This is a genomic window from uncultured Brachybacterium sp. (assembly GCF_947500705.1).
Classification (GTDB): Bacteria; Actinomycetota; Actinomycetes; order Actinomycetales; family Dermabacteraceae; genus Brachybacterium.
In genome coordinates this window covers 1-13,572 of sequence record NZ_CANMSY010000014.1, presented here as the reverse complement: position 1 = coordinate 13,572, position 13,572 = coordinate 1, and the positions used below count along the sequence as shown (strand labels likewise).

Here is a 13,572-nt window from a genome sequence, read left to right as displayed (position 1 = left end):
AGGCCCCCGCCGCCACTTGCGAGCGGCATAGACGAGGAGAGCACCGATGAAGGTGAAGCAGCGGAAGAAGCGAAAGGGCGGCACCCCGCCCTCCTCTGCAGAGACGAAGCCTCCCGAGCCGTGGCTGCAGGAGGCTCGCCGGAAGGGGTGGCTCGACTTCCTGGGAGCCTATGACCAGCAGGTCACCATGCTGCGGTCGACGACGTCGCAGACCTCGGCGCTGCATCTCGCAGTGGCCGGGGCGCCGACGTCATCGTTCGGCCTCTACGCCGGAGACGACCTGATCACCGGCTGGCCGGTCTTCCACGATCCGATCGAGGGCTACCGGTCCAAGGTCATCGGATCGCCGAACTGCGTCTCGATCGGCGATGTCGGGTACGGCAAGTCCTCGTTCTCCAAGACCTGGGTCACGATGCGCAACCTGATGCTGGGACGCCGCGTCGTGATCGTGGACAAGAAGATGCAGTCGGCCGGAGATGAAGACTCCGAGCACGAGGGCGAGTACGCCTCACTGGCGCGCGCTCTTGGCGTGGAGCCCATCCGCTTCACCGGCGAAGAGGGAGGGCTGAGGATCAACCCGCTGGACCCGGTGATCACGGGATCCGACCGACTCACGGCGAACCACAGCGACCTGCTCAAGGCGATTCTCGAAGAGGTGATCGGCGAGGTCCTCAGCGCGGACGAGCGCAAGGCCCTGCGGGTCGCGCGGGACGCCGCGGTCACGCGGGCGCGGGAGCGCGGCGCGGTCGCGACGATCCATGACGTCACCAGGTACCTCCTGGAACCGGACGAGGAGATCGTCGAGGCGCAGCTGGGACGCTACGGAGTCGACGACTACGCAACCTGGGGTCGTCGCGTCGGGTTCGCGCTCGAGGAGTGCATCGAAGGCGAGCTCGCCGGGCTGATCGACGGGGAGACCAGTGAGGAGATCCGTGTCCACGCGGGGCTGACGGTCTTCGATATCTCAGCGCTGCCGGACAGCGGCCCGGCGGTGCCGGTGGTCATGGCGATCATCAACACGTGGCTGCGGGCCACCCTCCTGCGGCAGAAGTCGGCGGTCCCGACGTTCTTCGTGATCGAGGAGGGTTGGCACCTGGTGGACGGGTCCTTCGCCAAGGTGTCCCAGCAGAACACGAAGAAGTCTCGCGGACTCGCCCTGTCGACCGTGACCAACTACCAGCATCTCTCCGATGTGCCGGCGAACTCGCCGGCCATCGCCACGATCAAGGAGGCCGGCACCATCGCGATGTTCCGCCAGGCACGCCGAGAGGACGCCGAGGCGTGCCAACGACTGTTCGGCATGCCCCCGTCGTCGATCGACCTGCTGATGAACCTCGAGCAGGGCTGCTGCCTACTGAAGATCGGCAACAAGCCCGCCGTGCTCATGCGCGCGTCGCGCTCGAGCATTGAGGCGCAGCTGGCTGACACCGACGGCGCGCTGCTGTCGCAGGCGCGCGTCGGGCTGCAGGGTGACGACTTCACGGCCGGGGAACAGGACGACGCCGAGGATCTCGCCCTGGCGGGTGCGGGGAGTGATGTCGCATGAGCGCCGCCGAAGTTGTGCCCTCGACCCGAATCCCGACGGTCACCTCGACCTACCTCGATCCGACCTCCGAGTCGGGTCGCACCCCGCTGTACATCGCGCGGCGCGGCCGCCTGGATGGGGTGATGCTGCGCCTGGACGTGTGGGAGCAGCTCCGGGACGAGGCGACGCGCTCACTGGACCTGCGTGAGCGCGACGAGCTGCAGGACCGCCTCAGTGCCGGCGTGCTGCTCGAGGGGTCTCTGGGGGAGGTCGCAGCGCCTCTACGGCCCCCGGCCGTCCTGGCGTCGCTGCCGATTCGCTACGTCGCGCACGCCGCCTCGGACATCCTCACGGCCTCGCGCAGAACGACGAACGCCCGGAACCTCGCCGGCTTCCTGGCGCACTGGACACGCGGTTACCTGCGCGGGTCGGCGGTCACCGACCCCGACCGTCCAGGGCCCGTGATCGAGCGGGAAGTGGCGCCTGCCTACCACGACGACCAGGTGCCGTTCCGGATCGTCTGGGCGCGGGCGGGGGAACACCGCGAGCACCGCACGCTGCTGGCGGTGCGCCCGCTCGAGGGCGTGCTCGCCCGGGCGTGGACGTTCCCGTCCCCGATGGATGCCACCACCGAAGGAGATGCCTGATGGCTCAGCGAGGTCGCTACGACAAGACCCCCTCGACGCTCCTGCTGCTGATCGCCGACTACTGGTGGGCGTTCCTGCTGATCCTCGTCGCCGGCCTGCTGGGGGTGTGGCACACCGCAGTGGTGCTGTCCACGCCCGCGGAGTGGGGCGACTTCGAGGTGAGCATGACCGGACTCGTGGGCGTGGTCCGTGGGCAGGGCCTGGCAGAGGTCCCCGGCGGCGGCACCTGGACCTACGTGCTCTTAGGCCTCCTCCTCGCGCTGATCGCCGTCGTGATCGTGGCCGTCTCGGCACTGCTGACGAAATGGCGGCTGCGCGCACCGGGCAAGGGCATGGCCACGAAGGCTGAGGTGAAGAGAGCGCTCGGCCGCGAAGCGATCCTCTCCGAGGACCGTGACGGCCGGCTGTGGCCCGCCAACTCGAAGGTCCCCGCGAAGGAGCGGACGTTCTGCGTGGGTACCGCGTCCTTCGCGCGCGGTGCCGTCGAGGCGCATCTCGGCCAGGAGCAGCATCTCGGGGTCGTTGCGCCGACCGGGGGCGGCAAGACGTTCCGCGTCCTGAGCCGGGCAGCGCTGAACGCGCCCGGTGCCCTCGTGGTGACGTCGACGAAGGCGGATCTGCTGGATGTGATCGCCGAACCCCGTGCGAAGAAGGGCAAGGTGTGGGTGTTCGACCTGCTGAACCTCGTATCCTGGCCCGAGTCGATGCGGTGGAACATCCTGCGCGGCTGCGAGGACACGGTCGTGGCTCGAGCTCGCGCGGGACAGCTGGTCAAGGGAGGCAAGAAGGACTCCCACACAGCCGGCGGTGGCGACTCCAACTCCGAGTTCTTCCTCGGCCGTGCCCGGACGGTCCTGCAGTCGTACCTGCACGCGGCCGCGCTGGGCGGCCACTCGATCGACGACGTGCTGAAGTGGGCGGCTGAGCTCGAGACCGACGACACCGCGCTGAAGATCCTCGACAAGCACCCGGGCGCCGACCCGTTGCTCGCACGCCGCCTGCGCTCGGCGGTCACCGGCGCCTCGGACACCGTCTCCTCGATCCGCCAGACGCTCGACGACGCTCTCGACGCTCTCTCGCTGCAGAAGATCAACCAGCAGTTCGTCGAGGACGAGCAGATCCCCACCTTCGATCCCGACGAGTTCGTGCGGTCGACCGACACGCTGGCGATCATCGCGGACGACAACGACCCCACCGACGTGACCACGCTGGTCGCGGTGCTGGTGGACTCGGTGTTCCAGGCGGCCAAGACGGCGGCCCGGCACACGGAGTCGGGCCGGCTGAGCCCCCCGCTGCGCGCGGTGCTCGATGAGGTCGCGAACATCTGCCCGCTGCCCGATTTCCCCAAGATGCTCTCGGATCTGCGCGGCTACGGGGTCCAGATCATCTACGGCCTGCAGGGCCGTGCGCAGACTCGGAAGACCTGGGGCCCCGAAGGCTCCCAGATGATCGTTGATAACTCCTTCGCTCAGCTGATCCTCGGAGGGATCAAGGACGCCGAGCAGCTCGAGGATCTCTCCAAGCTCACCGGCATGGTCGAGGTGAAGGGCCTCTCCACGCAGGTCCGCGACCACGGCATGTCCCGGGGCAACCAGACGGTGAGTGATCAGGAGAAGCGGATCCTGCGTCCTGAGGAGATCGGCCGGCTCGAAGTGGGAGAGGGGATGCTCCTGACCGGAGTCGTTCCCGCCGTCGTGATCAGCTTGCCCGGCTGGACGCAGCTGCCCGACGGCGACGAGCTCAAGAAGGCCACCCAGCGCACCGCGAAGTCCCGCGTCGCTGCGGGACAACGCCGCGCTGCGGCATGAGGAGGAGACGACGATGACCGAGGATGCGACGCCGGCCCCCGGCGACACCGACTTCACCTACCTCACCGAGGTAGAGCAGCACTACCTCAACGAGCTCGGCGAGGCGGTCGCCGATCACGAGGTGCGCCTCGAGCGGCTCGAGGAGAAGGAGAAGGAGCCGCCCGTCCCGCGGGACTGGATCACGCGACACCAGGGCGTGCAGGCCTGGAACGAGCTCGCGGACTGGGTGGACTGGCTCAACGCGAACTACTCCATGCCCCACGCCCGCCGCGTGCAGGAGTGCTGGCCGGCCCATCCGGGGCTGGTGCACGTCCTCGCGGGGCTCCGCTCCGCGTGGCGCGCGTCGGTGCTCTCCGATGAGCAGAGCAAGGAGCAGGGCAACGCGATGGCGGCGTTCCACGACTACCACCTGTTCCCGTTCTTCCAGCGCCTCGAGGACACCAAGCTGTTCAAGTGCTCGAACGGTCACAGGGCCGATGATGAGCACGCCGCGACTGACCGCGATCTGTTCCCGGAGGGGCTCGAGGTCGCCAGCGAGGACGGACAGGACCCGGACGCGCCGGAGATCGAGCCTCTCCCAGCGGACGAGAGTTCCGGCGCGATTGAGGACGACGACACATGGGGAGAGGACGAGACATGATCTGGAACCGACGCTGGCCTGGTCGTTGCTCGTGGCCGCGAGTCGGTGGCGAGCCCCTTGGCGGAGTGAATCTGCGGCGCTATACTGGCGGTGCGGCAACTGCCTGGAGCTCACGCAAGTGGGTGAACCCAGGAGGCCGGGGGGGTTGTGCGGGACGGATGAGCCCGCCAAACCCCGGTGCCGCCCAGCTTCTCCCCTAGAGGGAGCGTGAAGGCCCCTCCGGCCCCTGGACCGGAGGGGCCTTCGGCGCGTCCAGCCGCGGCGCCGCCGCGGGCCTGGACACCGGCGAGCTGCCCTGGGCGCGGAGCTGCTGGACGCGCTGCGCGAGCGAGTGGATGGGGGCGCGACGTTCTCGCTGCCCCTCACGGCCCACCAGGTCGGCCCTCATTGCCGTCCGTAGTTCGCGCTTCTTCCCGGTCAGCGCGTGCACCTCCTGCAGGCGCCCGCTGAGGGGGGCAACGTGCTGGGAGTCCCTCGCCTTCGTCCCGAAGTGGTGGCGCTGCACGGACCAGGCCACGGTGTCGGCGCTCCACAGCGCGTGCTCTTCGCTCATCCGCCCGTGGTGCATCCACATCTGCTCGCTGACCTCGCCCCTCTCGCGGAGCTCGTGGACGATCGCCTGGTCGAGACGGACATTGCGCTGCTGGGCCTGCGGGAAGTTGTCCAGGACGACGTCGGTGATTCCCTGCTCGTCGAGTGTTCTGAGCGCACCTCTGAGGCAGACATCTCGCACGGCACGCTCCTGCGCCTCGGTGATCTCGTGGTCGCGGACGTCGAAGACGACCACGGGCATCGCGGTCTTCGCGGCGATGTACTCGTTCATGTCGCCGATGCGGCCGCGGAGCCGCTGGTCCTTGACGGCCTCCTTGGAGTGCCAGAACGTGCCGCCTGCGATCTCCTCGAGGTCGCGCCGGATCTCCGGCAGGTCGTCCGCGTGGAAGACCACGGCGCTGAGGCCGTAGTACCCGACCTGACCGTCCTCGGTTGCGCGATGGGTTTCGTCGACGAACGCGACGAGATCCTGCCGGGTCGTGTACCGCTCCAGGAGGGTGTCGTCCCACAGGCCGCTATCGCGGTGGCGGGCGCGCAGTTCCTCGCGCCGGAGATGCTCGTCGATGCCGCCCTCGACCTCGCTCATCGCTGGACCGGTCCCTTCCCCTGCTCGCGATCGCGCGCCTGCTGCGCGAGGCGCTGTCGCATCTGGTCGTCGGCGCGCTTTTGCCCTTCGGAGAGCCTAGAGGTCCCCTCGGCCGCTCGCTGCGCGGCCACGCGCTCCTTGAGCGAGGGCAGGGGAACTCCGCGGCTCTTCGCCGGCGCCCCGGGCGCCGGCGCGAGCCGGGAGCGGAGCTGTTCGAGGTCGGCGCGGTCGTGCGCGGGGACCTCGGTGGGCTCGGGCAGGGCGCGCTGCTCGTCGGAGTAGTCGTGCAGCTGTCGCCAGGCCTTGATCTGGCCGGCCGTGTCCTCCCAGCGCGCGCGCTCGGGGGTGCCCTGGGCGGGAGTCGGGCCGAGATCCCGCGTCCAGGGCTCTCGTCGGAGGGCCAGGGCTTGGCCGTCGGACCGCAGCCGCGTCACGAGGAGGCGTCGGCGTTCGGCGAGGTGGTCGCGCCAGGCCGGGGACAGGGCCGGGTCTTCCATGCCGCGGTCAGGGGCCAGCCAGCGCGGAAGACCGTCGGCGGCCGCCACCACGGGGCGATCGGGCTCGACCTCTCGACGTCGCTGCTCGGCGCGGATCGTCCGGTCTAGCGTGGACTCGCGTTCGAGGATGCGGCGGGCGTCCTCGAGGTCCAGGACGTGGCCGGCACGGGCACGGATGTGCTCGCGGTCGGTGTGGCCGTGGCGTCGCTGGGCGTCGCGCTGCACGTTCTCGAGGACCCAGCTGCGCGTGGGCATCGCTCGCCGTATTCCCTGTTCGCGGCGCAGCTCGGTGAGGTCGGTGTGTCCGGCGCGCAGCTTCTCGCGCAGCGCGGAGACGGTCTCCTCGACGTGCTGGATCCTCGCCGCGGTGGTCTCCATGCGCGGGTCTCGCAGGCTGACCTCGGCGCGACGGTACGTGCTCCACTCGCGCTGCAGCTCATGGAGCTCGCGGCGGGCGTCGGTCAGCTGGTGTTGGTCCTCGGACGCGACGACGCGCGCCGCAGCGACCATGTCGGAGAGCTCGCCCGCGCTGAGGCTGCCGTGGGGACGGTCTGTCCAGGCCGGGATCGTGCGGTCCTTGAGGTCGATCGGCTTCGCGTCGAGGGAGTGGCGGGCCTCGGCGATGTTGACGGCCTCGCGGGCGGCCGCGCGGCGCTCGGCCGACTCCGCGCTGAGCTCGACGAGCCGCTCGCGTGGCATCTCGCGCAGGGGCCTGTGCTCGGCCGAGCGCGCCTGCTCGGAGCCCCGGCGGAGGTCGTTGCGCAGCCGCCAGGCGAGGAGCTTGCCGGGGTCCTCGGCCTTGTCAGGCTCGAGGACGTCGCTGTGGCGGCGCAGGAGCCGGTCGATGTCGTAGCCGGCGTCCTCGGCGCTGCGCAGCGCGGCGTCGACGGCGGAGCGGGCGTCGGAGGTGACCACGCGCTCGGCGTCGGCGCCGAGGCTCTCGCGGAGGTGGCTGCTGTACCGCTGCTCGTCGGCGCGGCTGGTGACGTCCTGGTGCTGTCGGCCGAGCTCGGCGGGGGAGTCCACGCGCTCGGCTTCGGTGAGCATCGCGTCACGGGCGGCGACGTCGCGGCGATCGGAGCGCGTGATCCTCGAGAGGACCACGTCGCGGGGCTGGTCGTCGGTGCCGACGAAGAGCTCGTTGGAGTGACGGCCGCGGGTCATGGCCACGTAGAGGCCCTCGCGGCTAGTGGCGGTGGTGGCCAGGGCTCGGGCGACGTCGACGGTGCGGCCCTGGGCGCGGTGCACGGTGCTCGCGTAGCCCAGTTCGGTGGACTCGCGCACGTACTCGGCCGGGAGGTGGACGGGGCGCTCGTCGGTGAGTCGGGCGGCGGTGATCGAGCCGTCGTCGTGGATGCGCTGCACCGTCCAGGCGTCGCCGTTCTTCACGCAGTCCCGGGTGCCGTTGACGGTGAGGGTACGGTCCACGCGCCGAGTCACCACGACGTCCCCGATCCCGGCGTCGTGGCCGTCGCGGAGGGCGGTGCTCGCGCCGAGGTCGACCTGCCCGCGGGCGATCCGGCGTTCCTGGGCGAGGCCGTTCAGCTCGGCGACCCGCACGTTGGTGTCGGCCATCATGAGCGATTCGCGTCCGGCGGCGTCGTCGGCGTCCCATGCGCGAACGATCTGGTCGACGAGATCCTCGTGGCGGCCGGAGTGGATCCGGCCGGCGGACTCGTACCAGCTGATATCGCCCTGTCGGAGGGCGAGGGAGGCCTGGGCCTCGGCGTCGTTGCGCGTGCCGTCGGTGTGGCGGAAGCGGTGCAGCTGGGTGAGCTCGACGGCGCCGACCTCGGAGGCGATCATGCGCAGCGCGCCCCCGGACTCGACCGCCTGCAGCTGACGGTCATCGCCGATGAGGCGGACGTGGGCACCGACGGTCCGGGCGTCGCTCACGAGCTGCTCGAGGTTCAGGGTGCCAGCCATCCCGGCCTCGTCGACGAGGACGACGTCGCCGCTGCGGAGCGCGAAGCGCTCGGGGACGGGGTCGCCCTCGCGGGCGCGGCCGCGCCAGTGCAGCCACTGGGCGAGGGTGGTGGATTCCGCCCCCGTGGCGTCCTCGAGCTGTGCGGCCGCGGTGGCGGCGACGGACAGGCCGACGACGCGGCCGCCTCCGGCCTGGACCGTCTCGACGGCGAGCTTCATGGCGGTGGTCTTGCCGGCACCGGCGGGACCGATGCCGACGGCGAGCACGTGCTCTCCGCAGGCGAAGGCTCGTGCGAGTTCGATCTGTCCGTCGTCGAGGGGCACGTCCTGGCGGGCGAGGACCTCGTCGAAGGTGGCGGGGGCGGCTGCCGGGATGGCCTCCTCGCGGGCGGCGTCGAGCAGCGTGTACTCGGCGTCGATCATCCGTGCGGAGGTGTAGATGTTCCGGTCTCGCGGCTCGTAGATGGAGGTGCCGTCGGCACGGGTCAGGTCCGGGAGGACCGGCGCCTCGGAGCGGGGTGTGAGGTTGACGCTGCCGACGTCGCGGGCGTACTGGGCGATCGCCTCGCGCTGGAATCCGCTGAGCATCCAGCCGTCGTTCCGTGCTGCCCAGCGGTCGACCTCGGCGCGGATGTCGCGCTCTGCCCACGTCGAGCGACGGGTCGACAGTTCGGCGATCACGTTCTCGCCGGCGCCGATGATGTCCAGGCCGTCCCGCACCGCGAGGGCCCGCTCTCGAGAGCCGACGGCGGCCTGCCGGGCGACGTCGGCGATCCCCTCCACGTCGGTGCTGCCGATGATCTCCGCCGCCTCGGCGCGCCACTGCTCGCGCATCTCGGCGAGGGAGCGGTGCGGTCCCTTGGGGGTGCGGGTCTCGAGGGTTGCCTGCTGACGCAGCTTGTGCATCAGCTTCGTGTCGGGCTCTCGCCCGTGCTCGCGCACGTAGGCGTCGACGAGTTCGCGAGTCCGCGCTCGGATCGCGGCCGAGCGTTTCGCGGACTGCGACGTGAGGCGCGGATCGATGCCGTCGACCTCCATCACGGGCCGCTTGCCCGGTCCGGTGGAGCGGGGCGAGAAGCTGAATCCGCGTGCGGAGAGATGGGCGACCAGGCGCTGGTTGTAGTGCTCGCTAGCGGAGACGGCGGAGCGGTAGAGCGCGGCGCCGTCGAGAGTCCTCCACCGGTCGCCGTGGGCGTCGTAGACCTTATTCGCAACGACGACGTGATCGTGGAGCTGCGGGTCTCCGTCGCGGGAGTCGTGGTGGCGGAAGCGGGTGGCGATCATGCCGGTGACGTCCAGCTGGGCGACTCCACCGGCGCCTGCGCGGGTGCCGATGGCGTGCTCCTCGAGGTACTCCACGGCGTCGTCGATAGCAGCCTCATGAGCTGCCGCCACGGCCTCGGCGGTGTCCTTGTCGGCGAGTCCCCACAGGACGGAGACGCTCTTGGGTGGGGAGAAGGTCAGGTCATAGCCGGCCACGGAGTTCGACCCCTTGGACAGCTCCTTGGACAGGAAGGTGGCGAGTTCCTTGTCGTCCGTCGGCCGGTGGGAGAAGCGTTCCTCGTAGACCTCGGAGGCGACGCGCATCCGGGTCTGGCGGATCTCGTCCACGGAGAGCTCGCGGCCCAGCCGGATCTCTTGAGCGTCACGGGCGGACTGGATCCGCTGCCCGATCTCGCTCGTCGACGAGTCGTACTTGTACGGCCGTCGGCCGAGTCGGGACGCCCGCTCGGCGTCCTTCGCCGAGCCGCCGCCGGCGATCACCGAGGCCTCGATCGCGTCGGCGTTGGGGTGCCGACCCTCCCCGAAAAGGGCCTTCATCTGCTGCTCGGACACGGCGCCGGAGACGCCGAGCGCGGCGGTGCCCTTGCCGATCCAGCGGCCCTCGGGGGTGCCGGAGTCGAGGTAGTAGTCCGTGAGCTCTTGGCCATCTTGGCGGCGCTGATCGCCGGACGCGGTCATCGCCGAGTAGTAGGCATAGCCGTCCCCATGGGACAGCTTGCTCACGGACATCATGCGCTGATACTAGCCCGCACTTCGCGTCAGCGACACCGAGGACATTCATAATGCAAGAGGTGTGACGTTGCTGTGGTCCTGATCGGCCGTGAGCGAAGCGAACCTCGGGGAGGCGCGAAGCGTCCTCTGGATCGAGCTTGCTCGATCTGCCGATCGGACCTAAAGCATCGGCGCATGCCGTGCATGCTCGCTGTCCACACGTAGTGTGGTCAGCGATGAGCAGTGAGTTGCGCTGTGGACTGTGGGCTGGGGGTGGTGTTAGGAGACATCCGCAGTCCACAGGGAGCAGCGCAGCTCATCCGGGCCGACGGTGCGGGCCGGCAGATCCATGGCGACACTGGTGCGGTCGAGGCCTCGCGCGCGCGGGAGTGCGCAAGTACACTCGGGCCAGGAGGCCTTCATGAGCACCCCCACAGTGGATGAGCCAGTCCGACGGCAGACACGGCCCGAGCAGCCCAGACGAGCGATCGACGTCGACCGCCTTCGTCAGAGAGCGGCAGCGGTGCGCCGGGCTCGACCGCACCCTGACCGATCACCAGCAGTGCAAGCTGAGTCTCGCGGCACTGCGGCACGCCAGCGCGCGATCCCGCTTCATGAATTGAGAGAGGACGAGCGCAGCGCTCGTCGGAAGCCGAACGCGAAGGCGGGCAATGCTCCGCACCGACGGGAGCTCGAGAGCGTGCAGGAACGAACGGATCGCGTCCGCGCCGAGAGGGCGCTCGCACAGGTTCGCGATCCTCGATGGTGGGATCGCGCGAGCGCCGGCGATCTCGAGCGGGCGCGCCTCGCAGCCAACGCCTCGGGAGTCGCACCGGGGAGCCGAGCGGCAATCAGGAGCGAGATGCGGGAGGTCGCGCAGCGCCGATACGGGACGAGCGTCGACGGCGCGATCCTCTACGAACGCGAGAACCCGCGCCAGCCACCACCGGACATTCGTTCCAGCGGTGGCCGAGCGCTGACCTAAGTCGAGAACGATGAGAGGGGAAGACGATGGGAAGCGATGCTCCGTGGAGGCGAGAGGTGCCCTGGGAACAGGACGTCGTCTCGCAGCGCGTGATCAAGATCAACGACCACATCGCGCGAGGACTCGAGCGAGCTCGTGGATCTGGTCTCGAGAGCGTGAGCAGCCGGATCGAGAACGCCAAGAGGTCGGAGCGTTCGGTCGCGCGATCGAGTGCAGCGAGGGAAGCGGAGGGGCCGCCGGCCAACGTCCGCGCGCAAGCGGTGACTAACCGCGCACAGCACACGACTCGGAAGATGTGAAGGAGACAGCAGGAGTGGCACGGAAGAGCACGAAGGCGGCCGCGGCCCGCGAGCGGGCGCGAGAGCGCGCGAATCGGTTCCTCGAGCGCGAGCAGGAGTTGCTGCGGATCGCGGAACGGTTCGAGGAAGCACAGCTCGAGATCGAAGGCGTCGACGCCGCCACCGAGGCGAAGGTGGCGAAGATCCGGGAGCAGGCCGAGGCGAGAATCGCCGAGGCTCGCGAGCAAGCGGAGAAGGACGCGGCAGAAGCGCGCCGGCGCGCCGAGGAGCTGCAGCGAGAGATGCTCGCGCTCGGGATCAACCGGCGCGAGGTCGGCGAGAGACTGGGGATCTCGACACGAAGTGTGGTGCGGACGGAAGGGAAGAAGCCGGTGAAGAAGCTGAGTGACGAGCAGGCCGAGGCCGAAGCGGCGACGCTTGTCCGCGAGGGCGTCATGATCCAGCTGAACGGAGACGTGCACCGACAACTGTCGCCGGCCTCTGCGGACGGCACCGAGCTGCACGGCATGCTGTACCAGGACGGCGAGGAGCAGGGCGAGGCCACTGTTGACCTCGCCACCGCCGAATGGAGTCGGTGAGGGGTCCTCTTATGCTCGACATCGTCGCGGCTGCGGCCGATCCAGCCATCCGGGACCGGTACTTCGAGAAGGTCCGCCGGATCGAGGGTGGATGCTGGCTGTGGACCGGGGCGATCTCAGGCAGGGGCCACGGCAGGTTCTGGATCGGCGACGGCCTGGTGGTGATCGCCCACCGCTTCGCTTGGTCGATCGCACACCCGGGAGCCGAGCTGCCGCCCGTCGTGGCCCACGGGGACTGCGACAACCCGCTGTGCCAGAACCCGGCCCACCTCTCGGCGAGCACGAGCGGCGAGAACCGGCGGGAGTGGGCAGCTCGCCGGCACCGGCTCGGGAGCGCGCTGCGGGACGTTCGCGGCGCCCGCGGCCGCGCACGGGAGCTGCGCGACGCAGCGCGGGAGGGCGCCGACATCGATGGGGTGATGGCGGATGGTGTTAGGCCGATCGACCGGGATCAACTCCCGCTGTGGTGACAGCAGAACGCCCCCGACCGGAGCACGGGTCGGGGGCGTTCTGGGTCTGGGATCAGCCGGCGAAGCCCGATCCGGGCTGCGCGGCCTCCGGCCACGGCGGGGCGGCCTCCTCGGAGGGAGCGGGAGCCGCGGCGGCCTGGGGGGACGACTTGAGGAACCGCCAGGACTCGCCGACCGCCTTGACGTCGAGGTACTCGGCGGTGCGGCGGTTGCCGTCCCTGTCGGTGTACTCGCGGGCCTTGAGGGCCCCCCAGACGAGGAGCCGGGTGCCCTTCTTGGCGTTGGCGGCGATGGTGCGTGCGAACGGGTCGCGGGCGACACAGGACTGGCCGATGGGCGTCTCCTTGACCACCTCGCCGGTGCGGCGGTCAGTGCGCGTGGGGTTGTTGATGAGGCGGAAGCGCACGGAGGCGTTCCCGTCCTCGAACTCCTTGAGCTCGGGATCTGCGGCGAGGTTCCCCTCGAAGGCGGTGAAGCGGTCCATGCTGTCCTCCCTGGTCGATGGTGACCCCAGCCTATCGGACTAGTGCAGACAGTGCAAGCGGTGCAGTTAGTGGCAACAGTGCGGGCGGGAGGGGTTGCCTCCCGCCCGCACTGTTAGACGAGCTCCTTGAGCTTGTCGGGTCGGTACCCGGACCAGTGGTCGTCGCTGGTGACGACCACCGGCGCCTGCGCGTACCCAAGAGCCTTGACCTGCTGGAGGGCGTGCTCGTCCTCAGTAAGGTCGACGAGGTCGTAGACGATGCCGGACTTGTTGAGGGCTCGCTTGGTGGCGTCGCACTGGACGCAGTGGGGCTTGGCGTAGACGGTGATGCTCATGGTGTGCTCCTTCGTTCCGCTGTTCGGTGGGTGCTGACAAGGAGCGGGGGATGCGCTGGTGGGGGTGGTGCACCCCGAAGGGTCGAGCCGTAGGCGAGAGCCCGGGCAGCCGGTGAGCATCCGAGAAGATTCCGGCGAAATAAGCGCAGCGCGTCGGCATCTTGTCGGGGACCGCCGGCCGAGCGCAGCGAGCCGGGTGTGCTCCTCCCCCACCAGTGCGTCAAGATCCCCCGATCCAGCACCCC

General features: G+C 69.9%; 10 protein-coding genes. 6 read left to right on the top strand and 4 right to left on the bottom strand.

Annotated features, from left to right (window positions below; translation table 11 throughout):
- Nucleotides 1–46 precede the first annotated feature (46 nt).
- Genes Q0937_RS16865 through Q0937_RS16850 form a run of 4 tightly spaced genes read left to right on the top strand, consistent with a single transcriptional unit; the run spans nucleotide 47 to nucleotide 4,620 of the window.
- Nucleotides 47–1,546 carry an ATP-binding protein gene (locus Q0937_RS16865; protein ID WP_299306026.1) on the top strand — a complete coding sequence of 500 codons (1,500 nt, stop codon included), beginning with the start codon at nucleotides 47–49 and terminating at the stop codon, nucleotides 1,544–1,546.
- Nucleotides 1,543–2,172: a hypothetical protein gene (locus tag Q0937_RS16860; RefSeq protein WP_299306024.1), complete on the top strand. Its 630-nt coding sequence runs from the start codon at nucleotides 1,543–1,545 to the stop codon at nucleotides 2,170–2,172. Before Q0937_RS16865 ends, Q0937_RS16860 begins: the two co-directional genes overlap by 4 nt.
- Nucleotides 2,172–3,980, top strand: a complete 1,809-nt coding sequence (locus tag Q0937_RS16855) for a type IV secretory system conjugative DNA transfer family protein (protein WP_299306022.1) — start codon at nucleotides 2,172–2,174, stop codon at nucleotides 3,978–3,980. Before Q0937_RS16860 ends, Q0937_RS16855 begins: the two co-directional genes overlap by 1 nt.
- A gap of 13 nt (nucleotides 3,981–3,993) precedes the next feature.
- Nucleotides 3,994–4,620, top strand: a complete 627-nt coding sequence (locus Q0937_RS16850; protein WP_299306020.1) for a hypothetical protein — start codon at nucleotides 3,994–3,996, stop codon at nucleotides 4,618–4,620.
- Nucleotides 4,621–4,816: 196 nt separating this feature from the next.
- Here Q0937_RS16850 and Q0937_RS16845 read toward each other — a convergent pair whose 3' ends face one another.
- Nucleotides 4,817–5,758, bottom strand: a complete 942-nt coding sequence (locus Q0937_RS16845; protein ID WP_191457155.1) for a hypothetical protein — start codon at nucleotides 5,756–5,758, stop codon at nucleotides 4,817–4,819.
- Nucleotides 5,755–10,197, bottom strand: a complete 4,443-nt coding sequence (mobF, locus tag Q0937_RS16840; RefSeq protein WP_299306016.1) for a MobF family relaxase — start codon at nucleotides 10,195–10,197, stop codon at nucleotides 5,755–5,757. The genes Q0937_RS16845 and mobF overlap by 4 nt, the downstream gene beginning before the upstream one ends.
- 1,277 nt (nucleotides 10,198–11,474) lie before the next feature.
- Between mobF and Q0937_RS16835 the strand changes: the two genes are divergently transcribed.
- A complete protein-coding gene (locus tag Q0937_RS16835; protein WP_299306014.1) occupies nucleotides 11,475–12,038 on the top strand; it encodes a hypothetical protein in 564 nt (187 codons plus the stop codon).
- Nucleotides 12,035–12,508, top strand: a complete 474-nt coding sequence (locus tag Q0937_RS16830) for a hypothetical protein (RefSeq protein ID WP_299306013.1) — start codon at nucleotides 12,035–12,037, stop codon at nucleotides 12,506–12,508. Before Q0937_RS16835 ends, Q0937_RS16830 begins: the two co-directional genes overlap by 4 nt.
- 52 nt (nucleotides 12,509–12,560) lie before the next feature.
- On the opposite strand, the gene Q0937_RS16825 is transcribed toward Q0937_RS16830, so the two are convergent.
- Nucleotides 12,561–12,992, bottom strand: a complete 432-nt coding sequence (locus Q0937_RS16825) for a single-stranded DNA-binding protein (protein ID WP_299306011.1) — start codon at nucleotides 12,990–12,992, stop codon at nucleotides 12,561–12,563.
- 113 nt (nucleotides 12,993–13,105) lie between these two features.
- Nucleotides 13,106–13,327 carry a glutaredoxin-like protein NrdH gene (gene nrdH / locus Q0937_RS16820; RefSeq protein WP_299306009.1) on the bottom strand — a complete coding sequence of 74 codons (222 nt, stop codon included), beginning with the start codon at nucleotides 13,325–13,327 and terminating at the stop codon, nucleotides 13,106–13,108.
- Between the last annotated feature and the right edge of the window lie 245 nt (nucleotides 13,328–13,572).

Excerpts from the sequence above, each read along its gene's own strand:
- Q0937_RS16855 (WP_299306022.1), top strand. The coding sequence starts at position 2,172 with ATGGCTCAGCGAGGTCGCTACGACAAGACCCCCTCGACGCTCCTGCTG.
- Q0937_RS16865 (WP_299306026.1), top strand. The coding sequence starts at position 47 with ATGAAGGTGAAGCAGCGGAAGAAGCGAAAGGGCGGCACCCCGCCCTCC.
- mobF (WP_299306016.1), bottom strand. The coding sequence starts at position 10,197 with ATGATGTCCGTGAGCAAGCTGTCCCATGGGGACGGCTATGCCTACTAC.
- Q0937_RS16850 (WP_299306020.1), top strand. The coding sequence starts at position 3,994 with ATGACCGAGGATGCGACGCCGGCCCCCGGCGACACCGACTTCACCTAC.
- Q0937_RS16845 (WP_191457155.1), bottom strand. The coding sequence starts at position 5,758 with ATGAGCGAGGTCGAGGGCGGCATCGACGAGCATCTCCGGCGCGAGGAA.
- Q0937_RS16825 (WP_299306011.1), bottom strand. The coding sequence starts at position 12,992 with ATGGACCGCTTCACCGCCTTCGAGGGGAACCTCGCCGCAGATCCCGAG.
- nrdH (WP_299306009.1), bottom strand. The coding sequence starts at position 13,327 with ATGAGCATCACCGTCTACGCCAAGCCCCACTGCGTCCAGTGCGACGCC.
- Q0937_RS16860 (WP_299306024.1), top strand. The coding sequence starts at position 1,543 with ATGAGCGCCGCCGAAGTTGTGCCCTCGACCCGAATCCCGACGGTCACC.